Origin of the sequence: Sphingorhabdus buctiana, from assembly GCF_042680825.1 — a bacterium.
Lineage (GTDB): Bacteria > Pseudomonadota > Alphaproteobacteria > Sphingomonadales > Sphingomonadaceae > Sphingorhabdus_B > Sphingorhabdus_B buctiana.
In genome coordinates this window covers 214877-239582 of the sequence record NZ_JBHUEL010000008.1, presented here as the reverse complement: position 1 = coordinate 239582, position 24706 = coordinate 214877, and the positions used below count along the sequence as shown (strand labels likewise).

General features: G+C 58.1%; 24 protein-coding genes and 1 riboswitch. Of the genes, 13 read left to right on the top strand and 11 right to left on the bottom strand.

Features of this window, described 5'->3' with window-relative positions; all coding sequences use genetic code 11:
* Window positions 1-156: 156 nt before the first annotated feature.
* The 4 genes from ACFSAG_RS09435 to ACFSAG_RS09420 all read left to right on the top strand — a co-directional run bounded on the left by ACFSAG_RS09435 (window position 157) and on the right by ACFSAG_RS09420 (window position 3881).
* Entirely contained in the window at window positions 157-699 is a 543-nt protein-coding gene (locus ACFSAG_RS09435; protein WP_374613706.1) for a glycoside hydrolase family 108 protein, read from the top strand.
* 38 nt (window positions 700-737) lie between these two features.
* Window positions 738-1151: a holin family protein gene (locus tag ACFSAG_RS09430; protein WP_381513944.1), complete on the top strand. Its 414-nt coding sequence runs from the start codon at window positions 738-740 to the stop codon at window positions 1149-1151.
* A 31-nt stretch (window positions 1152-1182) separates the two neighbouring features.
* Window positions 1183-1365: riboswitch (cobalamin riboswitch) on the top strand.
* Between the two features lie 84 nt (window positions 1366-1449).
* Entirely contained in the window at window positions 1450-3288 is a 1839-nt protein-coding gene (locus ACFSAG_RS09425; RefSeq protein ID WP_381513942.1) for a TonB-dependent receptor plug domain-containing protein, read from the top strand.
* Window positions 3289-3347: 59 nt separating this feature from the next.
* Window positions 3348-3881, top strand: a complete 534-nt coding sequence (locus ACFSAG_RS09420; RefSeq protein WP_381513939.1) for a hypothetical protein — start codon at window positions 3348-3350, stop codon at window positions 3879-3881.
* Here ACFSAG_RS09420 and ACFSAG_RS09415 read toward each other — a convergent pair.
* Complete coding sequence (locus ACFSAG_RS09415; protein WP_381513937.1) at window positions 3865-4380, bottom strand: 2'-5' RNA ligase family protein; 516 nt, start codon at window positions 4378-4380, stop codon at window positions 3865-3867. The two genes, ACFSAG_RS09420 and ACFSAG_RS09415, sit on opposite strands and share 17 nt — an antisense overlap.
* A 238-nt stretch (window positions 4381-4618) precedes the next feature.
* Between ACFSAG_RS09415 and ACFSAG_RS09410 the strand changes: the two genes are divergently transcribed.
* Window positions 4619-6565, top strand: a complete 1947-nt coding sequence (locus ACFSAG_RS09410; protein WP_381513935.1) for an alkyl/aryl-sulfatase — start codon at window positions 4619-4621, stop codon at window positions 6563-6565.
* Between the two features lie 7 nt (window positions 6566-6572).
* Here ACFSAG_RS09410 and mltG read toward each other — a convergent pair whose 3' ends face one another.
* The 7 genes from mltG to ACFSAG_RS09375 all read right to left on the bottom strand — a co-directional run bounded on the left by mltG (window position 6573) and on the right by ACFSAG_RS09375 (window position 12926).
* Complete coding sequence (gene mltG, locus ACFSAG_RS09405) at window positions 6573-7544, bottom strand: endolytic transglycosylase MltG (RefSeq protein ID WP_381513932.1); 972 nt, start codon at window positions 7542-7544, stop codon at window positions 6573-6575.
* Between the two features lie 4 nt (window positions 7545-7548).
* On the bottom strand, window positions 7549-8811 hold the full coding sequence (fabF, locus tag ACFSAG_RS09400; protein ID WP_374613720.1) for a beta-ketoacyl-ACP synthase II: 1263 nt from the start codon (window positions 8809-8811) through the stop codon (window positions 7549-7551).
* 142 nt (window positions 8812-8953) lie between these two features.
* Entirely contained in the window at window positions 8954-9187 is a 234-nt protein-coding gene (locus tag ACFSAG_RS09395) for an acyl carrier protein (RefSeq protein ID WP_374613722.1), read from the bottom strand.
* Between the two features lie 102 nt (window positions 9188-9289).
* Entirely contained in the window at window positions 9290-10027 is a 738-nt protein-coding gene (gene fabG, locus ACFSAG_RS09390) for a 3-oxoacyl-[acyl-carrier-protein] reductase (RefSeq protein WP_381513927.1), read from the bottom strand.
* Window position 10028: 1 nt separating this feature from the next.
* On the bottom strand, window positions 10029-10823 hold the full coding sequence (locus ACFSAG_RS09385; protein ID WP_381513924.1) for a crotonase/enoyl-CoA hydratase family protein: 795 nt from the start codon (window positions 10821-10823) through the stop codon (window positions 10029-10031).
* Between the two features lie 3 nt (window positions 10824-10826).
* Window positions 10827-11765, bottom strand: a complete 939-nt coding sequence (fabD, locus tag ACFSAG_RS09380; protein WP_381513922.1) for an ACP S-malonyltransferase — start codon at window positions 11763-11765, stop codon at window positions 10827-10829.
* Between the two features lie 75 nt (window positions 11766-11840).
* Window positions 11841-12926, bottom strand: coding sequence for a calcium:cation antiporter (locus ACFSAG_RS09375; protein ID WP_381513919.1), 1086 nt, complete (start codon window positions 12924-12926; stop codon window positions 11841-11843).
* 171 nt (window positions 12927-13097) lie between these two features.
* Between ACFSAG_RS09375 and ACFSAG_RS09370 the strand changes: the two genes are divergently transcribed.
* Together ACFSAG_RS09370 and ACFSAG_RS09365 are read left to right on the top strand one after the other, a co-directional pair.
* Window positions 13098-13736 (top strand): cytochrome b/b6 domain-containing protein, encoded by a 639-nt coding sequence (locus tag ACFSAG_RS09370; protein ID WP_381513916.1) that lies wholly within the window; start codon window positions 13098-13100, stop codon window positions 13734-13736.
* The gene (locus tag ACFSAG_RS09365; RefSeq protein WP_381513914.1) at window positions 13733-14251 is read left to right on the top strand and encodes a helix-turn-helix transcriptional regulator; all 519 of its coding nucleotides are present in this window, start codon (window positions 13733-13735) and stop codon (window positions 14249-14251) included. Before ACFSAG_RS09370 ends, ACFSAG_RS09365 begins: the two co-directional genes overlap by 4 nt.
* On the opposite strand, the gene ACFSAG_RS09360 is transcribed toward ACFSAG_RS09365, so the two are convergent.
* Entirely contained in the window at window positions 14248-15069 is an 822-nt protein-coding gene (locus ACFSAG_RS09360; RefSeq protein ID WP_381513912.1) for an LD-carboxypeptidase, read from the bottom strand. The genes ACFSAG_RS09365 and ACFSAG_RS09360 overlap by 4 nt on opposite strands.
* A gap of 56 nt (window positions 15070-15125) precedes the next feature.
* Between ACFSAG_RS09360 and ACFSAG_RS09355 the strand changes: the two genes are divergently transcribed.
* The 6 genes from ACFSAG_RS09355 (at window position 15126) to rplI (ending at window position 20968) form a co-directional block, all read left to right on the top strand.
* Entirely contained in the window at window positions 15126-16529 is a 1404-nt protein-coding gene (locus ACFSAG_RS09355) for a UDP-N-acetylmuramate--L-alanine ligase (RefSeq protein WP_381513911.1), read from the top strand.
* A gap of 68 nt (window positions 16530-16597) precedes the next feature.
* Complete coding sequence (locus ACFSAG_RS09350; RefSeq protein WP_374613740.1) at window positions 16598-17734, top strand: GGDEF domain-containing protein; 1137 nt, start codon at window positions 16598-16600, stop codon at window positions 17732-17734.
* A gap of 52 nt (window positions 17735-17786) precedes the next feature.
* Window positions 17787-19535 (top strand): bifunctional metallophosphatase/5'-nucleotidase, encoded by a 1749-nt coding sequence (locus ACFSAG_RS09345; protein ID WP_381513907.1) that lies wholly within the window; start codon window positions 17787-17789, stop codon window positions 19533-19535.
* A gap of 140 nt (window positions 19536-19675) precedes the next feature.
* Entirely contained in the window at window positions 19676-20056 is a 381-nt protein-coding gene (gene rpsF / locus ACFSAG_RS09340) for a 30S ribosomal protein S6 (RefSeq protein ID WP_374613745.1), read from the top strand.
* A gap of 3 nt (window positions 20057-20059) precedes the next feature.
* On the top strand, window positions 20060-20284 hold the full coding sequence (rpsR, locus tag ACFSAG_RS09335; protein ID WP_298604263.1) for a 30S ribosomal protein S18: 225 nt from the start codon (window positions 20060-20062) through the stop codon (window positions 20282-20284).
* A gap of 12 nt (window positions 20285-20296) precedes the next feature.
* Window positions 20297-20968, top strand: a complete 672-nt coding sequence (gene rplI / locus ACFSAG_RS09330; RefSeq protein ID WP_381513903.1) for a 50S ribosomal protein L9 — start codon at window positions 20297-20299, stop codon at window positions 20966-20968.
* Between the two features lie 145 nt (window positions 20969-21113).
* Here rplI and ACFSAG_RS09325 read toward each other — a convergent pair whose 3' ends face one another.
* Together ACFSAG_RS09325 and ACFSAG_RS09320 are read right to left on the bottom strand one after the other, a co-directional pair.
* Complete coding sequence (locus tag ACFSAG_RS09325) at window positions 21114-23354, bottom strand: YadA-like family protein (RefSeq protein ID WP_381513900.1); 2241 nt, start codon at window positions 23352-23354, stop codon at window positions 21114-21116.
* A 120-nt stretch (window positions 23355-23474) separates the two neighbouring features.
* On the bottom strand, window positions 23475-24629 hold the full coding sequence (locus ACFSAG_RS09320) for a helix-turn-helix transcriptional regulator (RefSeq protein WP_381513898.1): 1155 nt from the start codon (window positions 24627-24629) through the stop codon (window positions 23475-23477).
* Between the last annotated feature and the right edge of the window lie 77 nt (window positions 24630-24706).

Sequence of the window (24706 nt, the reverse complement as noted above, 5' to 3'; positions counted from 1 at the left end):
CCATTCAGTCTATCGGGCAACAAGATTTAATCGCGCGATTAAAAAAAATCCGCATTACCGGAAAACACCTGCATGTAGGTAATTGGAAAAACATCTGTCCTACATTGTTCCTATTTGGTTATTTAGATTCGAATGATGAAGGAAACTAAACGGACTATGGCCAATATTGACGATCTGATTGACGACGTAATCGAACGTGAGGGCGGATATGCGAACCATCCGGCGGATCGAGGCGGTCCAACAAACTGGGGAATAACCGAGGCTGTTGCCCGACGGCAGGGCTATGTAGGCGACATGCGCGCCCTTCCCCGCTGCGAGGCGGCGGCGATCTACAAAAGGCTCTATTGGTTCAGACCCCGCTTTGACCAAGTGGCTAGCGAAGCCCCTGCCCTTGCTGCCGAACTGTTCGATACCGGGGTGAACATGGGCACCGGAACGGCGATCGCATTCCTGCAGAGAGCATTGAACGCGCTCAACCGCGAGGGGCGTGATTATACGGATCTTGCCGTCGACCGGCGGATCGGGCCGCGCACCCTGCACGCCTTGCAAGCGTTTCTAAACCGACGCGGAATGGCAGGAGAGACGGTCCTCCTAAAGGCAATCGAGGCGCTGCAAGGCGCCCATTACATCAGCATCGCGGAGGCGCGGCCATCACAGGAAGCCTTTGTCTATGGCTGGCTGGCGAACCGGATCGGCTGAAACCTTCCACCAGCAATGTTTATCTGAAAGGACGCAAAATGGCGATTATTGAAACGCTTATCGGCCCCATAGCCGCGCTGATCGACAAGCTGATCCCCGATCCAAAGGCGCGCGATGCAGCCAAGATCGAACTCATCAAATTACAAGGTAGTCAGGAACTGGAAACGTTGAGAACGCAGCTGTCGGCGATATTGGCAGAGGCGCAATCGCCTGATCCATGGACAAGCCGCGCGCGCCCTTCTTTCCTTTATGTGATGTACGCCATAATCTTCTGGTCGCTGCCGATGGGCCTGATCGCTGCATTTCGTCCACAAGCCGCGCTCGACATCGCCGCGGGGATGAACGCCTACCTCAATGGCTTGCCGGAGCCGCTCTACGCACTTTTTGGCACCGGCTATCTGGGCTACACCGCGGCGCGCCAATGGGGGAAAGTAAAAGGCGTCGAGAAATAGGCTCTATTGACGGAGTGATTGCGTCGCCCTATCCGCCCACCTCGTAACAGGTGCCTCGGGAAACCGGGGTGAAAAGGGAAGCCGGTGGCAATCCGGCGCTGTACCCGCAACTGTGACCGGCGAGCGAAGCCCAGAATGACCACTGTGCAAACGGGAAGGTCGGGCCGAGCAAAGACCCGGGAGCCAGGAGACCTGCCTGTTGCGGCCAGTCCTTCGCCCGTGCGGGAAAACACGGTCGATCGGGGGGTTTCCTTCGTGTGACGGCATTTGAGTGCAACGTCATGCGAAGGAGAAGTTCATGACAGTCTTGAAATATGCGGTCGCCGCATTGGCGATCCTGCCGTCTGTGGCCTTGGCGCAAGATGGTGACGAAAATTTTGAAATCGTGGTGACAGCCACCGGCGCGGAAACTTCTGACGACCGTGTTGGCCTCGCCATCACAAAGATCGACGATGAAACAATTGAGCGGCTGAGCATGTCGACTGTCGATCAACTGCTCGCCACCACCGCAGGTGTGACTGCGACCCAGACCGGGCCAATTGGCGGTTTTTCGGCCGTTCGCATTCGCGGGGCAGAGGGCGAGCAAACGCTGGCCCTGCTCGACGGTGTCAAGATCAACGATCCTTCAGCCCCGGGTGGCGGTTTTGATTTCGCCAATCTCCTCACCGGAAATATCGAGAGCATCGAAATCCTGCGTGGTGCCAACTCTGTGCCATGGGGCAGCCAGGCAATCGGTGGAATCATTAACATCACGACGCGCCTGCCGAATGCAGGTATCGGCGCGGGTAGCCGTATCGAATATGGCGCAAATGAGCGGTTCACAGCCGTTGGTCATGCGAATTATGGCGCTGGAGCGCTCCGCGCGAGCCTTGGCGGCGGCTATTTCAGTGACGAGGGCATTTCCGCTGCAGCCGGCGGCAGCGAGGCCGATGGCTACCGCCAATATGCCGCCAATGGCCGTGTTGAATATGATCTTTCGCCTGCCGCAACCATCGACCTTCGCGGTTATTATGCCGATAGCCGGTCCGAACTCGATGGCTTTCCGCCGCCCAATTACGAACTCACCGACACGGCTGAATATTCGACGGCACGGCAATTGGCCGGCTATGCAGGGCTGCGCCTCCAAACTAGCAACGTGGCGCATCGCTTGTCAGCGACCATCAACGATATCGACCGCGACAGCTTTGATGCGCCAGGAAGCAATGCTACTGCCTTTTTCTCGCGCGGGAAAGCGACGCGTTTCGAATATCGCGGTGACTGGGAAATTTCACCTGCGCTGCGCACATTGTTTGGTGCAGAGCATGAACGCACCAAATTTGACGACGGTTTCCTGACTGCAAAATCTCACATCAGTGGCGGATACATCCAGTTGGTGGCTGAACCCATCGCAAATCTCACACTCACGGGCGGTGCACGCCTAGACGATCACAAGACTTATGGCAGCAAAGCGACCTTCAGCGCCAATGCCGCCTGGCGGGCAGGCGCACACACAGTCGTGCGCGCCGCCTATGCCGAAGGGTTCAAGGCCCCTACCCTGTACCAGCTTTTCAGCTTTTATGGTGATGTAGACCTGCAGCCCGAAGAAGCCAGAAGCTATGAAATCGGTGTGGAGAATTGGCTGCTTTATCGCAGGTTGCGCTTCGCCGTCACGGGTTGGCAACGCCGCACAGTGAACCAGATCGACTTTGACCTATCGGCTTATCGCTACAACAACATCGCCCGTTCGCGCGCCAAGGGTGTCGAGGCCGAAATCGAGTTGCGACCCAGTAACCGGCTGACGCTTTCCGCCAATTACAGCTATACCGACAGCGAAGGGCGGCAGGAAAATGTCGCCGACTACAGCCGACTCCTCCGTCGGCCGGTGCATAGCCTCAATGTGGCCATGGACTGGAATGCATTTGATGCCGTCAAACTGGGCGCGTCCTTGCGCATCGTCAGCGATAGCCGAGATGGTTTCGGCGGAAGCACGCGCATTGATGGATTTGCAATTGCATCGGTGCGAGCTGCCATCCCTGTGACGGAAGATCTGGAACTTTACGGCCGGGTCGAGAACCTGTTCGACACCGAATACCAGACGGTCGCCGGTTACAAAGCCTATGGCCGCAACGCGCATTTCGGCCTTCGGGCAAAATTTTAGGGAATTGACGGTGCGGCAAAGCCCGCTACCGTCGAATACAAGTGGAAGGGAATTTTATCATGGCAAATGAATTGCTGAATCCGAAAACCGCAGCATGGCCCGCAACATTGGCAGGCGCAACAGTGCTTGGCAGCCTTGCCTTGGCATGCATTTTTCCTTTCGCCGCGATAGCAGCTTTGGCCGCCCTCACCATGGATCGCCGCAGCGGGATTGCCCTTGTTGGCGCAGTCTGGGCAGCCAATCAGGCTGTCGGCTTCCTGCTGATGAACTTCCCCTGGGATGCACAGGCCGTCGGCCATGGCATCGCCATCCTCGCCGCGACACTGGCTGGATTTGGCATTGCCCGTCTCGTTGCAGCCAAGGTTGAAGGCAGCGTCCTGCGCAGCGTCGCCGCGCTTGTCTCGGCATTTGTTGTCTACCAGGTTCTGCTTCGGGCCTATGCCCAGTTCGGCGGCGGGGCGGAAAACTTCTCGGCGGAAATCGTCACGGGCGTCGCGATCAACGATGCGATGTGGTTCGCCGGGCTGCTGGCATTGCGTTGGGTCATCGGCCAGGCGACCGGCGAAAAAGCCTTGCTCAGCGTCGCCCGCTGAATTTCCAATCCTGAATAAATTCCCACGGGCCGCCGCGATAATAATGCGCGGCGAGCCCCTTTATTTCGATCGGGCGCGGTTCGAAATCCGAAAGCAGTTCGGCGAAAAGAGCCTTTGCAACTGCTGGCTCCTCTTTGTTTTGCACAGTGATGTGCAGGCGCGGTTTGGCTTGATCCTGCGGGGTCAAAAGGCCTTGCAAATCATCTGCCAACTCCTCGCGCATCATCAGCAAGTCGGGGCAATCGATCCGATATGCGACCCCCCTCCCCAAAAACATCACGTCGCTCAGCATAGCCTTTGGCGCTGCATTTTCACGCGCCAGCGATGAAAGCCGGGACTTGATCTCGGGCCAATGCATCGGCGGAAGATGGTGGAACAATGTGATGTGCGCCGACAGAAAATTTCGTTCGGGTGGGAAATGCGCTTGTCGCATCCGATCGGCCCACGCCTGGTCTGCCTTGCCCATGGTCGCAGTGATGATAATTGGCGCGTTGTCCATTTCCATCGCCTAAGGCCCAAGCTCGTTTCGGGCAACCCGAACTGATTGGGGCCCACCGGGGCGGAGCGGGATTTGGAGGGGGTTTCGGCTGATCGCCCCGGTGGTGGAGGCGCACTAGTGCCATCCACATCAAAGCTGAAACAAACTGTGTCGCATTCACTAATCGACACCGCCACTTGCAATCCGGCTTGCGGCCGAGCGCCTTACTGACCTAGGTGTCAGTCAAGGGAGAGAATATATGCGACTGATTCCGCTTTTGCTGCTGGGCGTTGCAACGCCTGCGTTCGCCGCCAATCCGGCCTTGGAACCCAAACCCGCCAGCGAGGCGACGATCGCCGCGCAAAAGGAAATAGCTGCTAGTTTACCTGCCGATGACGGACGAGACCTGGAATTTTCGCAGCGTGGATTTATCGCGACGCGCAGCGACCCCATCATTCGTGCAAAAGATGGTCGCCCCGTCTGGAACGTGGAAGCTTATAGCTGGATGCAGGGCGATGCGCCGGCGACGGTCAACCCCAGCCTTTGGCGGCACATGTCGATCCTCCGCCACCACGGTCTCTACAAGGTCGCTGACAATGTGTGGCAGGTTCGCGGATTCGACATTTCGAACATGACCGTGATCAAGGGAGAGACTGGATGGATATTGATCGATCCGCTGACCACCCGCGAAACCGCATCGGCCGCACTTGAACTGGTGAACAAGGAACTCGGCGCACGTCCCGTCACCGGCCTGATCTACAGCCACAGCCATGGCGACCATTTTGGCGGCGCACGCGGCGTCACCAGCGAAGCCGACATCAAGGCCGGCAAGGTCGCGATCATCGCACCTGCGCATTTCATTGAGGAAACGGCATCCGAAAATGTCATGGCCGGTGCTGCGATGGGCCGCCGTGCCAATTACCAGTTCGGCACAGGCCTTGCGCCCGGGGCACAGGGCCAGATGGGCAGCGGCATCGGCAAGGGTGTTGCCGGTGGCGAAATCACCCTGCTGACGCCGACCGATACCATCCTGAAGACAGGTGAAAAGCGCACCATCGACGGCGTGGAGTTGGAATTCCAGATGGTCCCTGAAACCGAAGCACCTTCAGAAATGAATGTCTATTTGCCCGCCGCACGAACCTTCCTGGCGGCGGAAATTGCGACCTGCACCTTGCACAATATCCTGACGCCGCGCGGTGCAAAGGTGCGCGATGCACTGGCCTGGTCTCAATACCTAGGCGAAGCGGTGAACCTGTATGCCGGACGTAGCAATACAATCGTATCGAGCCATTGTTGGCCGCGTTTCGGGCAAAAGGAAGTCGAAAGCTGGCTATCGGGCCATCGCGATAATTACCGCTATCTCCACGACCAGACCGTGCGCCTGATGAACAAAGGCTATACCCAGACTGAAATTGCCGAGAAGCTGAAGGCACCGCCCGCGCTGGCCAACCAATGGTTCAACCGTGGTTATTATGGCACCTACAGCCACAACTCCAAGGCGGTCTACCAGCGCTATCTGGGCTGGTATGATGCCATTCCTGCCAATCTCAACCCCTATCCGCCCGAAGAGCGCGGCAAACGTCTGGTTGCAGCCATGGGCGGAGCGAAGAAGGTGCTGGCCGAGGCAAAGAAAGCCATGAAGGCCGGTGATTATCGCTGGTCATCCGACTTGCTCCACCAACTCGTCTTTGCTGAACCCAAAAATGCGGAAGCCCGCGCCTTGCTTGCCGACAGCTACGAGCAACAGGGATACCAGGCCGAATCTGCCATCTGGCGCAACCAGTTCCTCACTGCAGCACGCGATTTGCGGCAAGGGATGACGCCCAGCATTGCTTCGCAAAGCGTCGACATGATTTCGGCAATTGCCACGCCGTTGCTTTTCGATTCGGTGGCAACGCGGCTTAATCCTGAGATCATTCAAGACCGGAAGCTGGCGATCAATTTTGTCATTCCGGATCGACAGGAAAAGGCAAAGATCAGCGTGGGAAATTCGGTGATGATCACCGAAATGAATTCCGCGCATACCGCACCAGATGCGACGGTTACTGGCCCGCGCCAGCTTTACCTTGCCATGCTGTTCCTCAAAATGCCGCTGGCGCAATTGGAAGCGGCAGGATTGAAGATCGAAGGGGACAAGGCTGCAGTCGAAGCATTGCAGGCGGCACTCGATCCCATGCCGGCGGCCTTCAACATTGTGGAGCCATAAGCGGGGGTTACATTTCCCCCCGCTCGCGGCGGATAGCGTACCAGCGCTCTACATTGGCGTTATGCTCTTGAAGCGTTTTGGCAAAAATATGGCCACCTGTGCCATCGGCAACAAAGAACAGATAGTCGGTCTTTTCTGGATTGAGCACCGCCTCAATCGCTGCGCGTGACGGATTGGCAATCGGCCCTTTTGGAAGCCCGGTCATCGAATAGGTATTATAATCGTTGACCGAGGCGATTTCCGATTGGCGGATGCGCCGCCCCAGCGGTTTACCCTTGGTTATCGGATAGATAATCGTTGGGTCCGCCTGCAGCATCATCCCGACGCGCAAGCGGTTCGAATAAACGCCTGCGACCATCCGCAGTTCCGATTTCTTCGAGGTTTCCTTTTCAACGATCGACGCCAGCGTAATCGCCTCTTGTGGCGTTTTCACAACCGTGTCGGGGCTGCGCTTGGGCCACAGCTCATCAATCGCCTTTTTCATTGCTGCCTGCATACGGGCAACAACCGCAGCGCGTGGTTCACCCTTTTGGAAGGCATAGCTATCGGGCAGGATCGATCCTTCGGCAGGAACAGGAATTTCGCCGGTGAGCCGATCATTAGCCATCAGCCGCTCATAGACCATGATCGAAGGCATCCCTTCAGGCACCGTGACCATGCGCTGAACTATTTTGCCGCCCGTTAGGATAGAGAGGATATCGGAATTGGAAGCCTGCGCCGGGATCAGGAACTCACCCGTCTTGATCGTGCTCGATGCCCCGAAAATGCGGGCGCGATTGACGAACGCATCGGCGGATTTGATCGCGCCAATCTCTTCCAACTGGCTGGCAGCCGAACGGATGCTTGTGCCCGGCTTTATGACGACCGCGGTTTCCTTGGTCAGCGGCCCTGCAGCCGTCCAGCCATAAACGAAATTCCCCGCGATAATCAGGAACAATAGGCCGCCTGCAAGCAGCAGCCCTTTGACCAGCCGGTTCATGCCGTCAGACGGCCTTTACGATCAGGCTGGCATTGGTTCCGCCAAAGCCGAAGCTGTTGTTTAGCGCTGCCTTCACCTCACGCTTGCGCGCAACATGCGGGACAAGGTCGACGCCTTCGGTACCTTCATCCGGATTGTCGAGATTGAGCGTCGGCGGCACGATTTGGTCACGGATGGCGAGGATGCAGAAAATCGCCTCGACCGCACCGGCACCGCCCAAAAGGTGGCCGATGGCCGATTTGGTGCTGCTCATCGATGCGCCGCTAAGGTCATCGCCCAACACGCGCTTCACAGCCGCCAGTTCGATTGTATCCGCCATGGTCGAGGTGCCGTGCGCGTTGACATAGTCTATGTCGCCGGCCGCAAGCCCGGCCTTGCGCAATGCCATGCGCATCGCAAGTTCGGCACCCTTGCCTTCGGGGTGCGGGGCGGTGACGTGGTAGGCGTCACCCGAAAGGCCATAACCTACGACTTCGGCGTAGATTTTCGCACCGCGCGCCTTGGCATGTTCATATTCTTCGAGCACGACAACGCCCGCGCCTTCGCCCATAACAAAGCCGTCGCGATCCTTGTCATAAGGGCGGCTTGCCTGTTCGGGGCGATCGTTAAAGCTGGAATTGAGCGCGCGTGCCTGGGCGAATCCGGCAACGCCGAGCGGGTTGATCGTGCTTTCGGCACCGCCGGCAAGCATGACATCAGCATCGCCATCCTTGATCATGCGGGCGGCGTCGCCGATCGAGTGCGCGCCAGTCGAGCAGGCGGTCACCACAGCATGGTTGGGGCCCATCAGGCCATATTTGATCGAAACCTGGCCCGAGATAAGATTGATTAGCCTGCCATGCACAAAATGTGGCGAAACTCGACCGGGGCCCTTTTCATGGAGCACGATCGATTCGCTCTCGATACCCGGAAGCCCGCCAATACCTGAACCGATCGAGCAGCCAGTGCGCGTCTTCAGATCATCATCCATATCAGCGAGACCGGCATCTTCGAGCGCTTGGCCGGCGGCATCAATGCCATAAACGATGAAGGGATCGACTTGGCGCTGAATCTTGTGATCGACGCGCTTGTCTGGATCGAAACCCCAAGGATGATCCTTGGGCTTCACTTCGCACGCGATGAGGCATTTCTGGCCACCGGCCTCGGCATCAAAGCGAGTGATCCGGCCTGCGCCAGACTTGGATGCCAGCAAGTTCGCCCAAGTCGTTTCGACATCGCCACCCAGCGGCGTAACCAGACCCAGACCTGTAACTACAACCCGACGCATGTGAAGCTCTCCATCGTGCAATTTCTTTGCGCCCATTAAGGCGAGCGCGAGCAAAAAAGCAAACGGCTTTCCAGCAGGTTCACGCCTGTCCGGAAAGCCGTTTGAAAAATCCGTTCATTCAGCTGCGCAAAGCAGCCTCAACTCAGCTGTTCGAGTTGATGAAATCGATCGCGTCCTTGACGGTCGAGATCTTTTCGGCCGCATCGTCGGGGATTTCGACGTTGAATTCTTCTTCGAAAGCCATGACCAGCTCAACGATATCGAGGCTGTCTGCGCCCAGATCGTCGATGAAGCTTGCAGCTTCGGTAACCTTGTCAGCTTCAACGCCGAGATGTTCGACGACAATCTTCTTAACCCGATCCGCGGTGTCGCTCATTTTATGCCCCTTCTTGTTTGGGATTCGAATAACGAAATCCGCCCCTAATGCCCAGCAACGCGGCTGGCAAGGGGGGAGTGATTTTGTGGCCGATGAAGCGCGTCAGAGCATCGCCATTCCGCCATTCACATGAAGTGTCTGGCCGGTGACATAGCCTGCTTCCTTCGAGGCAAGATAGGCAACAGCGGCGCCGATATCGCTGCCTTCGCCCATGCGGCCCATCGGGATTCGTGCGTTGAGCGCTTCCTTTTGCACATCGGGCAAAACGTCGGTCATGGCGGTACGGATAAAGCCCGGCGCCACGCAGTTGACAGTAACATTACGGCTGGCAAGCTCCGCAGCCAGTGCTTTGGACATGCCGACGAGGCCCGCCTTTGAAGCGGCATAGTTGACCTGCCCCGGATTGCCTGTCGCGCCAACGACGCTGGTGATGGTGATGATACGGCCAAAACGCGCCTTCATCATCGGCTTGGTCGCCGCGCGCATCAGCCGGAATGCTGCTTCGAGGTTGATGCGGATCACCTCTTCCCACTCCTCATCCTTCATCCGCATGGCGAGGTTGTCGCGCGTGACGCCTGCATTGTTCACAAGAATGTCGATTTGGCCGAGCTTTTCGAGTGCGCCGGGTACCAGTGCTTCCACGCTATCCTTGTCGCCAAGGTTGCACGGCACAGCAACATGATCGCCGCCCAGCGACGCACGAAACGCCTCCAGTTTCTCGACATTGCTGCCCGAAACCGCGAGCCGAGCGCCCTGCCCTGCCAGCGCGGCGCAAATCGCGCTGCCAATTCCGCCCGAAGCGCCTGTCACAAGCGCCGTCATGCCTGAAAGATCGAACATCTTATTCTCCTGTGAAAACCGGTGCGCGCTTTTCGATGAAGGCGTTGATCGCCTCATCATTGTCGCGGGTGTTATGTGCCAGGCTCTGCATTGCGGCTGACATTTCGAGGATATTCTTGAGGTCCGCCATCTGTCCTTCGCGCAACAGGCGTTTGGTCATGCGCACGGCGTGTGGAGGATTGGAGGCAATCTTGGCAGCGATTTCGCGTGCTTTTGTCAGCAGGTCTGCATCGGGCACAACATGGCTGACCAAACCAATCTTAAGTGCTTCGGCCGCGTCGATCATTTCACCGGTCAGCGCCAGTTCGGTGGCGCGACTGAAACCGACGATACGCGGCAGCAACCATGCACCGCCATCTCCCGGAATGATACCAAGCTTGACGAAGCTTTCGGCAAATTTGGCGCTTTCTGCCGCGACGCGCACATCGCACATCGTCGCAAGGTCCAGCCCGGCACCAATGGCATGGCCATTCACGGCAGCCACCACAGGCACTTCCAATGCCTGGAACATCAGCGGCAGGCGCTGAATACCATATTTGTAATTGCGCCGTGTTTCGACCGGATTGCCCGAACGCAGTCCGCCGCTGTCGGGGCGCATCTGTTTCAAGTCTCCGCCAGCCGAAAAAGCTGTTCCTGCGCCGGTCAGGATGACGCAACGCACCGAAATATCGCGGTCTGCTTCTTCAAATGCTTTGCACAACGCATCGACGACGCCGACGTCGGAAATCGGATTGCGCTTTTCCGGCATATTCAGGGTGATGGTCAGGATAGAACCATCGCGTTCTTGCAGCAACATGGCTTAGAGCTCCTTCAGGGCAGCTTCGATATCGTCCATCGAAATGATGCTGGTGGTTGCAACTTCATCACCCGCGCTGCGTTTGACCATTGGCGAGAGAACCTTTCCGCCAAACTCATAGAAATGCGTCACACCGGCATCGCACATCGCAATCGCCGATTCCCGCCAGCGCACGCGCCCGGTAACCTGCTCGACCAGAAGCTTGCGAATTCCATCGGGCTCCGAAACAGGCGCAGCGAGCACATTGGCAAATACCGGCACATAGGGTGCATTGATCGTGGTTTGCCCAAGCGCATCCGCCATGCGGTCAGCTGCAGGCTGCATCAGCGGGCAATGGAATGGTGCGGAAACCGGAAGGAGAATGCCGCGCTTTATGCCATGGTCTTTGACCAGCTCCACCGCGCGGTCAATCGCAGCCTTATGGCCCGAAATCACAACCTGCGTCGGGTCATTGTCATTGGCGACGGTGCAGGTTTCGCCCTGCGCCGCGGCAGACGCAAGCGCCTCTGCCTTTTCGATATCGGCGCCGAGCAAGGCAGCCATTGCGCCCACGCCGACAGGGACTGCGGCCTGCATCGCCTGCCCGCGCAGCTTGAGCAACTTGGCGGTGGTCGCAAGGTCAAAAGCACCAGCCGCGCAGAGGGCCGTATACTCCCCGAGGCTGTGGCCCGCAACGAAATGCGCCTTTTCGGAAAGCTTCACACCGCCTTCCTTCTCCAGCACACGCAAAGTCGCGATGGCGTTGGCCATGATCGCGGGCTGCGCATTTTCGGTGAGAGTCAGGTCGGCTTCGGGGCCTTCGCACATAAGCTTGAACAGGCTTTGCCCCAATGCGTCGTCGACTTCCTGGAACACCTCACGTGCAACCGCGCTCGCCTCGGCCAGTGCATTGCCCATGCCGACAGCCTGGCTGCCCTGCCCTGGAAAAATAAATGCCCGCATGTTTGCTCCCTCATGCAATTCGTCGTTTCTTGCCGCCTATGGCCGGATGGCGAACGATGCAAGCATGAGTGCGTATCAGGGAATGATAGTTGTGAACAAATAGACCCCGAAGATAACGAGATGTACCACGCCCTGAAGGATCGTGGTCTTGCCGGTTGCAAGCGCCTGCGCGCTGACGAGCAGCGTCAACATCAGAAGGACCATCGATTTGCTATCGAGGCCCAGGGCAATGGGCATTGCCATGGTAATCGAGAGCGCAGCGACCGCTGGAATTGTTAGCCCGATCGTGGCCAAGGCGGAGCCCAGCGCCAGATTAAGGCTGGTCTGCAGCCGATTGGCCAGTGTCGCCCGAACGGCAGCGACACTCTCTGGCAAAAGCACCAAAGCTGCGATGATCACCCCGACGAGTGCACGCGGGGCACCCCATTCGGCTACCATTTGCTCGACTGGATCTGCCAACTGTTTTGCCAGCAAAACAACGGCAACAAGGCATGCAATCAAAAGCATGAAGGAAAATAACGCCGCGCGGGCGGTAGGCCGCTCTGCATGCTCATCGACATTGGCCGCCTTTTCCTTGGGCGGAAGGAAATAATCCCTGTGACGCACCGTCTGGACCGCGACAAAAGTGCCGTACAGGATCACAGAGATGATCGCGACGAATGCCAGTTGCGATGTTGAATAGACCGGCCCCGGTTCGGAAACGGTGTAATTGGGCAAGACCAGGCTGAAAACGGTTAGCGCCGATAATGTGGCAAGCGATGCGCTGACGCCTGTTTGCTGGAAACTTTGTTCCCGGTGCCGCAATCCACCAATCAACAAACAAATGCCGACCAATCCATTGAGGATGATCATCACTGCAGCAAAAACAGTATCGCGCGCCAGTGTGGCCGCGCCCTCACCAGCAGCGGACATCAGGGTGATTATCAAACCAAGCTCGATCACCGTCACCGCAAGCGCAAGCACCAGTGTCCCGTAAGGTTCGCCGATCCGATGCGCCACGAGTTCGGCATGATGCACCGCCGCGATAACCGCGCCAGCGAGCAGGATGCCAATCAATGCAACGGGCATAGACGCGGTCAGGCTCGCGAGAACGGCGGTCAATGCAAGCGCTGGAACGAGCCAGACCCAGTTGGATAGCCATTTTCCGAAAGTGCCCTGCATTGCGCCAATGTAGGCGACAAAGCCCGAAATGAAAGAGTTCGCTCAAGCTTTTGGTCAACCCATTGGCGGTAAGCATCTGCTTATGCAGCGCGTATCAGCAATTGTCGGATGGACAGATGGCGTGAGGCGTCACCAGTTGCGGGAAGGACCAATTCCGAAACGGAGACCGATATGCCAAACCCTGCCCTTCCCAAACGCTGGGATCCTATCGTCAAGCTGACACACTGGGGCGTTGCTGCCGCAGTCATTGCCAACGCGATTTTCACCGAAGAGGGCTCCGGATGGCATGTCTGGGTAGGATACGCCCTCGCCGGATTGCTGTTGCTGCGCTGGCTTTGGGGATTTGTCGGCACGCGTAATGCGCGCTTTTCGGCATTCCCGCCCAACCCGTTCCGGGCTGTGCGTCACATCGCCAGCGCGCGAAGCGGTGAGGCACAACATCATACATCGCATAATCCGCTCGGGACGATGATGGTATATGCGCTCTGGGCCTGCCTCGCGCTGATCATCGGCAGCGGGATTGCAATGTCAGGGCCGCCACCTGCCAATCCGAACGTCCGCGAAGTCGGCGAAGCCTATGAAGCAGCTTCGTACCAAGTCGGGAACGAAGAAGAATCGGAGGAAGAAGAAGAAGAGCATGAGGGCGACGAAGGCGGTGAGGAACTCATGGAGGAAGTCCACGAAACCGCGGTGAACCTGCTTTATGCGCTTATCGCTCTGCACATTTTGGGTGTCCTGTTCGAAACAATGCGGCATGGTCGCGGCACATTGGGGGCAATGATTCCCTTCATGAACCGAAAGAAGCAATGACGGATAAAGTCGCCAATCCAGTAACGACCGGCCCCGCAAGGGCCGGTCTCGTTGCGATCATTGTCGGCATTCAGGCAGTTGCAGCCATTTTCTTCATAGCTGATGCCATCGGCGATCTTGCTGCGGGCGAGATGGATTTTCACATATTGGTCGAGGCATTGATTGCCTTTGCCTTGCTGGCGGGTGTTGGCATTGGCGCCTGGATGGCGAGGCGGCTGCTGGCCGAAGCGCAAGAACGGGAACGGATTTTGGCAATCGCCTCGGGCGCGCTTACCGATCATATCCAGATGCGCTTTCAAGACTGGAAGCTGACCGATGCCGAGGCTGAAGTGGCGCTGTTCGCCATAAAAGGATGCGATGCCGCCGAGATAGCCCGATTACGTGGCGCCGCGCAGGGCACGGTCCGCGCCCAGCTCAGCCATGTCTATGCCAAGTCAGGCGTTGCTACGCAGGCCGAGTTGGTGAGCCTGTTCATTGACGATCTGCTGCAGGTGGATTTGCGCAATCCCGCCTAGCCGATTGCACCGAACGGAACGACCTTGTTTTCGATATCGTGTCCGATATCCGCCTCACCAAGAAACGGTATCTTGAAGCGCGCGCACCAACGTTTGGCAATTTCCTCCGCCGTCTCGCCAAAGGGGCGGTCATTTTCGGGCACGTCGCTGACCCGGCCAAGCCGCAGCCCGGCAAGACCTGCGTCCTTCAAATGCTCCCCGACATGAAAGAATGCGCGGTCGAACGCGTAGAGATATTCGCTGACCTCTTCGACCATCAACACATGCCCTTTGAGGTCGGGCATCAGGGGCGTTCCGACGAGCATGGCGAGCGTCATCAGGTTGAATGCGACATAACTTCTGCCACTTTCAATATTTGATTCCAGAGACTTGGCGTCACCTTTTACCAACCAATCCAAAGACCGCTTGACCGCGCCGTCGCCACCGTCACGGCGAATATCCGTCGGCATAGGGCCATGAACAGGCCAACCAATCCCAGCCTTGTAAAGCGCCGCCAAAAGGTTGCCCTGATCGCTATACCCCAAATAGGTTTTCGATCGCGCAGGTGCCTTGAGCTGCCGAACAGCCTCTTCGGCAATCCGGCACGCACCATATCCGCCGCGTACAAACCAGATGGCGTCGAATGCGGGATCGTTGGCAAGGCGCACAATGGCTTCCAGCCGCTGCTCGTCAGTGCCTGCGAAATGGCCATTTTCGATGAAACATTGGTCATCAAAGACCAGTTCGGCCTCCGGATGGCTGTGCGCGGCGAGTGTGATTACCCGCGCAGCATCGTCTCGGGTAAAAGGGGTTGATGGTGCGCAAATGCCGATCCTCATTGTCCCTCCACCGATAAGCGATTGCCAAAATTGCCCCTGCGCAATAGCGGGGCCGGATGTCAAAAAACAAATCCTATTTCTTTTGCGGTATTGGCGGCTCGGGAATGTTGCCGCTCGCGAATATCGTGCGCGACGGCGGGGCGCAGGTTGCAGGATCGGATCGTGCGCTCGATCAAGGTCGTCTCGCCCCCAAGTTCGAATGGCTGAAAAGCCTCGGCATCGATATTTTCCCGCAAGACGGCAGCGGCCTGAAAAGCGCTGACCAGATACTGGTCGCATCTGCCGCCGTTGAAGACAGCGTTCCCGATGTAGCAAAGGCAAAGGAGCTTGGCTGCGCACGCATGACCCGCGCCGAGCTGCTGGCCGAACTGTTCAACGCGGCAACGCGCTCCGTCGCTGTCGGCGGGACCAGCGGCAAATCGACCGTCACCGGCATGATCGGCTGGATCCTGACCGATGCAGGTTTGGACCCAACCATCATGAATGGCGGAGTGATGAAGAATTTCGTTTCGGACGGAACACCCTTCGCCAGCGCGCGCGTTGGCCATGGTGGGGTTTTCGTGTCGGAAGTGGACGAAAGCGATGGCTCGATCGCCCTGTTCCGGCCCGAAGTCGCAGTGCTGAACAATATCAGCCTCGATCACAAATCGCTCGATGAACTGCGGCAGTTGTTCGGCGATTTTGCCCGCACCGCAAAGCGCGCTGTCTGGAATGCGGACGATATTGAAAGCGTTGCCCTGCTCGCCCCTATGGGACTTGGGGACGCGATCAGCTTCGGCTTTACCGATCGGGCAGATGTACGCGCGGTCGATGTCGTCGAATTGCCTTTGGCCAGCCGCTTCACGCTCAAGGCGAATGGGCAGAGCTGGCCAGTGACGCTGCAAGTGCCCGGTCGGCACAACATATCCAATGCCCTTGCGGCGATCGCCGCGGCGCTGGCCCTTGATGTTCCACTAGCACAGGCAGTGCATGGGGTGGAGCGCTTTGCCGGCCTCGCACGCCGCTTCGACATTGTCGGCATTGCAGGCGGGATCACCGTCATCGATGATTTCGGCCATAATCCGGATAAGACGGCGGCAACCCTTGCGACGCTCAAGGCCTTTCCGGGCCGCGTCATCGCCTTTTTCCAGCCGCACGGCTATGGCCCCATCCGCGTCATGGGCAGCGAACTGGCCGCGGTGTTTGCCAAGCACCTCAACCGCGACGATCATCTGATTCTGTGCGATCCGGTCTATTTCGGTGGCACGGTGGACAAAACTTTGGGTAGCCAGTCGATTACCGACGCTGTCGTCGCAGCAGGCAAGCAGGCCGAATATATCCCCTCGCGAGAAGACTGCGGCAACCGCATCGTCGAAATTGCCCAGCCGGGCGACCGCATCGTTATCATGGGCGCACGAGATGACACGCTGAGTGCTTTTGCGGCCGACATATTGGCGAAACTGGTCAAATCGAGCGTATAGGCGCTGCGCCATTCGCTGGCAGGACGCTGCGGATTCAACGACCACAGATATCTGCCGTTAACGAAGCCATGACGATGTTACATGGCAATTTCGAAGGCCAAGCTGCGCCTCATAATCCCGGGCTGTTCGAATGGCTATTTGGGCAGCGAAAGCATGCCCCCGACAAACAGGCGAATGATCGAGACAATTTGTCCGTCGTGGAGCGCTTCCGCGTCCGCCACCTGCCACTTATTGAGCAAGTGTGCGAGTTTCTGGCCAATGCCGGGCTCGATCCAATTCCGGATCATTATGAGCTGGGCTGGCTTTATGTCGCCGGCACTTCGGGAATGCAGCGACTGAAAATCGAAACGCACCTGCTGGAATATGGACGGATCGATCCGGTCGATGCAGTCAAATTGCTCGACGACATTCGTGCCACGATGAGCGAACGGGCGCTTTCGGACATGATTGAGGAAGCGAAGCACAAAATTGGCGAAGCGCGGGCAACCACGGAGCAGTCGAGCCGCGATGCTGCAAGCTTCGGCATAAATCTGGGGATTTCGCTATCCGACCTTGGCGATCCCGAAAAGAGCAAAACGGCTATCGTCAAATTGCAGAAAATCACGGCGCAGATGATGGAACGTACTGCACGGGCAGAGGCTGAACTGAAGAACCGTGCGAAGACCATGGGTCAGTTGCGCAGCCGCCTTGTGCAAAGCCAGAAACTGGCGCTGAGCGACCCCTTAACCGATTTGCCCAATCGCCGCGCGTTCGACATCAACATCAAGGAAACGATTGAACTGGCACGATCCAAGCGGCAGCCATTGTCGATCGGCTTTTGCGATATCGACCATTTCAAATCGATCAATGACGCACATGGCCATGCCACCGGGGATCGCGTCATCCGCTATGTTGCCGATACGCTGAAAAAGGTCGTCGGCCAGTCTATCCATGTTGCCCGGCACGGCGGCGAGGAATTCGCCCTGATCTTTCCCGACAAAACGGCGGAAAAGACCGCCGACATTCTGGACAATGCCCGCCTAGCGCTAAATGATCGAACCCTATACGCCCGGAATACATCGGCAGAGATCGGGCATATCAGCTTTTCGGGCGGCGTGGCGGAGCTTCGATGTGGAGAGAATGTTTCGGCCTTGCTGATGCGCGCGGATAATGCGCTTTATCGGGCCAAGGAAACTGGCCGGAACAAAATCCTGATAGCCCCCTGAACCAGCCTTAACACGCGCTTGAACGCGCGCCCCCGCTTTGCCATGGAGCGGCATGAGAAAAATATACTCGACCGTCGCGATTCTCGCATTGTCTGGATGCGCCAGCATATCGGACCGCGAAGCTGCCATTCAACCCGTCGACATCCGCATAATCGGCATCAATGATTTTCACGGCCATCTCGATCCACCACGCACAGCCACCGAGGCACTGAATCCTGCTGGCGAGAAGGTGCGTATTCCATCGGGGGGCGCTGCTTATCTCGCGTCGGCAATAGACTCGCTTAAGGCGGGCACACCCAACAATGTCGTGGTAGCTGCTGGCGATTTGATCGGTGCATCGCCGCTTTCATCATCGCTGTTCCTCGATGAACCCGCGATCATGGCGATGAACATGGTCGGGCTGGAGTTCAACGCCGTTGGCAATCACGAATTCGACCGCGGCACTGAAGAATTGCTGCGCATGCAATCAGGCGGGTGCGAAAAGTTCACCCAGTCCGAACCATGCCGCATCGACAAGCCGTTCACAGGTGCCAAGTTCCGCATGCTCGCCGCCAACACCAAAAAAGCTGACGGCGGCACGCTGTTCCCACCCTATGGCCTCAAGAAATTCGGCTATGGCAAAACGCAGGTGACAGTCGGTTTTATCGGCATGACGCTGGAGGGCACCGCAAATCTGGTTTCGGCTGGCCGCATCAAAGGCATCAGCTTCGCCGATGAAGCGGACACCGCCAATGCGCTGGTGCCCAAACTGAAGGCTGAAGGAGCAGATGTGATTGTGGTGCTGATCCACGAAGGTGCCAGCAACAGCGGAAATATCAACAATCCGAAATGCGATGGCGTTTCGGGTACGCTGCTGCCGATATTAGACCGGCTTGATCCCGCTGTCGACGTGGTCGTTTCCGGCCACACCCACCAAAGCTATGTCTGCGATTATGGCAATATCAATCCGGCAAGGCCGATTTTGCTGACCAGTGCGGGATCGCAAGGCCGGCTGGTGACGGGCATAGATCTGAAAGTGGATCCGGTTACGGGCAAGGTCCTATCCAAAACCGCACGCAATGTGGTGGTGCAGAGCGAGGCCTTTACCGGGTCGCGCGGCCCCGTTCCTCTGGTAGAAGGCTTGCCCGTTTTTGGCCCACGAGCCGATCTTGCGGCGCTGGTTTCGCGCTATCGCGACGCGGCCAAGGCAGATGAAAGCCGTATCGTCGGCACCTTGGCCGGCCCGGTAACGCGCGATGGCGGCAAAACAGGCGAAAGCCTCCTTGGCAATCTGATCGCCGATGCACAACTGGCTGCCACAGCCGGGCCTGACAATGGCGGGGCGCAGATTGCCTTTATGAACCCCGGTGGATTGCGTGCCGATATATTGCCCGGTACCGATGGCAAGGTGACCTTTGGCTCTGTCTTCGCGGCCCAGCCTTTCGGCAACACGCTCGTCACCAAGACAATGACCGGCCGGCAGATACGCGAATTGCTCGAACAGCAGTTCAACGATCCAAATTGGGTAAGGGTGCTCTCGCCATCATCGGGCTTCCGCTTTGGTTTCGATCTGTCGCGGCCGGTCGGCCAGCGCGTGCTTTTTGCCACATTGAACGGCGCGCCGCTCGATGATGCCGCATCCTATCGCGTCACCGTCAGCGATTTCCTTTCCAATGGAGGCGATGCCTTTTCGCTGTTTAAGGAAGGAACTGCACCCGCAGTTGGACCGACGGACCTTGAGGCATTGATCGCATGGCTTTCGCGCGGAGGGGTAACTGCGTTGCCGACACTGGACCGGGTTGAAAACCGGACACCGCAATAAATCGGCCAAAGTCCTTGCATTTCGGGGCAATCCCGCCTAATGGCGCGCCTTCGCTCGGGATTGCCCGGCCGAAATGAAGAAAGCCGGAGGGGCGTTCGCACGGGGCGGCGTCAGCGATCGGTAAGAGAAGGAAGACGTCCATGCCGTTGTACGAGCATGTTTTTTTGGCGCGTCAGGACCTGTCACAGGCACAGGTAGATGCGCTGGCTGAAAATGCCACCAAGATCGTCGAAGAGAATCAGGGCAAGGTCGTGAAGACCGAGACCTGGGGTCTTCGCAGCCTGGCCTACAAGATCCAGAAGAACCGCAAGGCACATTTCGTGATGCTTGACCTTGACGCGTCGGGCGAAGCTATCGCCGAGTTGGAGCGCCAGACCCGCATGAACGAAGATGTGATCCGTTACATGACCGTCCGCGTTGACGAGCATGAAAAGGGCCCGTCGGTGATGATGCGCAAGCAGGAACGCAGCGACCGTGGTGAACGCGCGCCGCGCGCTCCGCGTCGTGAAGAGGAGTTTTAATCCATGGCTCGTCCGTTTTTCCGTCGCCGTAAGTCCTGCCCCTTTTCCGGCAAGGATGCTCCGCGCATCGATTATAAAGATACCCGTCTGCTCCAGGGCTATGTCTCTGAGCGCGGCAAGATCGTCCCCTCGCGCATCACCGCCGTTTCGGCCAAGAAGCAGCGCGAACTCAGCCAAGCCATCAAGCGTGCGCGCCATCTCGGCCTCATGCCCTACGTCGTGAAGTAAGGAGAAGACCCCATGGAAATCATCCTGCTTGAGCGCGTGGAAAAGCTTGGCCACATCGGTGATGTTGTCACCGTTAAGGACGGCTATGCACGCAACTACCTGCTTCCGAACAAAAAGGCGCTTCGTGCCAACGAAGCCAACCGCAAGGTGTTCGAAGCCAACCGTGCTAAAATCGAGGCCGATAACGCCAATCGTCGCAGCGATGCCGAAAAGCACGCCACCAATGTCGAAGGCAAGCAGATCATCCTGATCCGCGCCGCTTCGAACACTGGCCAGCTGTACGGCTCGGTTTCGGTGAAGGACATTGTCGACGGCCTCAACGCGCAAGACGCAAAGGTCAGCAAGTCGATGATCGTTCTCGAGCGTCCGATCAAGACGCTTGGCGTGTTCGACGTCAAGGTCGTCCTGCACCCGGAAGTTTCAGTCAACGTCACCGTCAACGTCGCCCGCTCGGACGACGAAGCCGAACTGCAGAAGGATGGCGTCAACGTTATCGATCAGATGTTCGAAGACGAACAGGCTGAACTTGCGGCACAGGCTATCGAAATGGCTGAAGCTCGTGAAGCTGCTGCTGACGAAGCTGACGCTGCAGAAGCTGCGCGTATCGAAAAGCTGAAGGCTGACCAGGAAGCTGCCAAGGCTGCCGAAGGCCTTTCGGCTGACGCAGGCGAAGACGAAGCCTGATAGCTTTTCAAAAGCCAAACAAAAGGCCGCCCCGTCGCAAGACCGGGCGGCCTTTTTGTTTGCGGGCCGGAACTGTCGCGCCGGCCCGCACAGTTCGGGAACACCCCGGGAGACTGCTTGGAGATACCCCGAACTTTGCGCTTGGCTAAAATTCCCCAGTGAAGCCGACGCGTGCCGCGGTGCTTTTCCCGCCCGAGTAGGAAACTCCTCCGGTAATCGCGAACGGGTTTTCCATATTAGCCCGCAAGGCAACCGAAACACCGATGGCCTGCTCGCCTCGATACGTCGCCGCGTGGACGCTGTAGCTGAACTTTCCAACCTCGGTCGGCATCGGAGCGGCAACCAGCGCGACCGCAGCCGCAGTTCCCCGACGGGCGTCGCGCCGATCGCGGTCAGACAGTGCGAACAACTCCCCTATCTGCGCGCTGTGCGTCGCGGTGATGGACTGCAGGGCGGGAATTGCGCCGATGCTAAGCGACTCCAGAGCTGTCAGGCGGCTGTTCTGGTTGGTGTTGACGACTTGGATCGCCGCGATTTGCGTATCTTGGACCGTGTTTTGTGCCGCTGCCGCATTGGCGACCGTCAGCGCATTATTGGCAGTCGTTTGCGCTGTGCCAGCATTGGCAAGCGCCGTATTGGCAGTAGCCTGTGCCGTGGCGGCATTTGCGAGAGCCGTATTTGCAGTAGCCTGCGCCGTCGCAGCACCGGCCGAAGCACCGCCGACAGCAGCATTCAACTGCGAAACATTGACCGCATCGGTAGCCGCCGTTCCCGCTGCAACATTGACAACCCGCCGTTCCGACCCGGCCGCACCGACCGAAACGGTGTTGGCCTGATCGGCTATAGAACCAAGACCCAAAGCAACGGAATTATCCGCAGATGCCGTTCCACCTAGTGCGACAGAACTGACCCCACTCGCATTTCCCTGGACGGCTAGCGAATTTGCTCCCGATGCGGATGAGAAACCACCGATGGCGATTGAAAAGCTGCCCGTTGCCTGTGCGTTCGGGCCCAGCGCAATGTTGCTAGCCTGATTGGCGAATGCACCTGTACCCACGGCAACGGCGTCAACACCCTGTGCCAATGCTCCGCCCACCGCAACGGAGCCCTGCCCGCGGGCTGTCGCCGCCTGCCCCAATGCCGTTGCATTAGCGCCGATGGCACGGCTTGCACTGCCCAGGCTGGTAGCACCGACCCCCGATGCCTGCGCTGTGGCACCAAGGGCTACGCCGTTATTCGATACTGCAATCGCGCTATAGCCCGCTGCCAGTGCGTTTGCGCCTGACGCAACGGAAAGCGGGCCCAAAGCAGAAGAGAATTCCCCCTCCGCCAGCGAACCGTCGCCATAGGCGACCGACGACGTTCCAAGTGACTGCGATCGTGGGCCAATGGCAGCGGAATTGGGGCCAATCGACTGCGCAGTGAAACCTACTGCGATGATTTGATCGCCGGCCGCCCCGGAATTATTGCCGACTGCCACTGATTTGACGCCAGCGGCTATCGAAAGAGTGCCGACTGCAGTCGATTCAGTCACGCGGGCTTGTGCACCAGCACCGACTGCAGTTGCTAGAACTCCGGTAGCTCTTGCTCCCCTGCCGAGCGCGGTTGCGTCAACGGCATTGGCGTTGGAAAAGCCTCCTAAAGCGACAGCACCTTGGCCAGTCGCCTGCGCCACCGTGCCCATAGCAACCGAGTTGCCACCATTAGCTGTGGTTTGAGTCGGTGTGCCGACCGGCGCAGCGATACCGAAAACGGACTGATAGCTGGAGCCGATGGCAATATTGCCATTGGTATTGTTGGTGGTCAAACCGTCCGTTCCACCTGCCAATGCCGCCGAGCCGGTGGCAATATCTCCATTGCCGAATGCTCTGCTGCTGAACCCGTTCGCTACGCTGACAAGCCCGGCCGCCCGGCTGAATGTCCCGGTAGCAGTGCTACTGTTGCCGCTGGCTTCACTGGCAAAGCCGTTGGCTGTGCTGAGCTCCCCACTGGCCGTGCTTGTGTAGCCGTTTGCCGTTGCGCCTTCGGCGCTGGCTGCCGCACCGAAACCTGTTGCTGTTGTATAGTTCGCTGTTGCAAAACTCGAGCTGCCAGTTGCAGTGCTCGCCGTTCCAGTTGCCGCACTGCCGCCGCCCGTCGCGGTACTGGAAATTCCGCTTGCGGTGCTGTTCGTACCCGTGGCGGTGCTGAAACCGCCGCTGGCGTTTGTGCCATTGCCGGTCGCTGTTGCGCCGATGCCGGTTGCCGACGAATTGCTTCCGCACTCGGTCGATAACGGATTTGGCCCATCATTACATTCCGGTGTCGCATCCGCCCATGCTGGCGTTGTCATTCCCACACCCATGACCGCCGTCGAAAGCGTAAGGATCAGTTTTAGATTTTTCATGGTCAGTCTCCCGTTCAGAAAACGGCGGAGAGGATGAACGGGTCGGATCATGCCTCTCGCGCCGATGGATGGAGACTATTTTCCACCGACGTGCATCTCGCTGCCCAAATGGGTAGGAAATCAGACTGTTGTCACAAAATTATCGATCGGGCTTTGCCATTCGAGGGGCGCTTCGTGCAACAAAGCGGCAAGCTCTGCCTGCCTGCCCACTCCGGTCTTGGCGAATACGCCTTTGATCAGGAAACGCGCGGCATTGATCGACACACCCCTGTCGTTCGCATATTCCTCCAGCGTCCTGCCGTCAGCGATATATGCGGCGATCTTTGCCTCCGAAGGGGTCAGGTCAAACCAGTCTCGCAGCCGCTCGACAATCTCGACCGAGACGTCGCGCCGTCCACCGCCGACCAGCAACAATGCAGCGCCCCCGTTCGCTCCGGCAAGATCGTTTGCGACATTGGGTTCGACCCGCATCGCAACCAGAAACGTCGTGCGAGATTCATCGGTAATGGCAACCGTTTCAGTCCGTTTCGCTCCGTGACCCTTGGCCAGTTTTTCCAGCCGTGATCGAACTTGGCGGTCGGCAAAATGCAATCGGTGCTGAATTTGACGTACACCTTGCGTTCGCTCCAACCATTTCTGTGCTCTGGGGTTTGCGTGCAGCAGTTCCATATCAGGACCGAGCGTCAGGATGATCGACGGCGAAGCGTCTAGCCCTGCTTCGGCGTTGGCTGCACGCAAATCCGCTTCGCCGATCCGTCGACTGATCCGGGAAGCGCGCTGGATATGTGGCACCAGCCGCGTCACCGCATGGCGCAATATCGATGTATCGCCCACATCGGGCGCTGGCATGCACAGGCCCAAATGGTCCTGCCCGTGGCGATCAAGCGACGCGATAATCGCAACCTCATCCTCCCAGTTGGCAAGAAAATTGGTATAGAAATCGTGCTGTTTGAATAGCTCGCGCGGGACGATTTCATCGCTGTGCACAACCTTGCCAACCGGAAGGGCGTGGCCGTTTACGCTCCAAGGCTGGCGGCCGGCGAACATCGCGATATACCCGGCGCGAGCGAACTCATTGACACCCGCCGCTCCGATAAACCGCCCTGTGGCAGGATGCAGCCTCTCCCACACCAACATGGCGACATCCCAACGGGGCGGGCTGAAATGGCTGATCAGCGAGGTAAGGGCAACATCCCAGTGCGATGGCACCAGTGCCGCTTCATAAACATCGGATACGACGGCATCAAAGGCCGCCAGCAACTTCTGTTCGCCCATGACCATAAGTTTATCACTGAGCAGCCCAGTTGGATAGCGACAAATCCGTTGAATTTCGAAAGAGTTAGTGGCGAGAT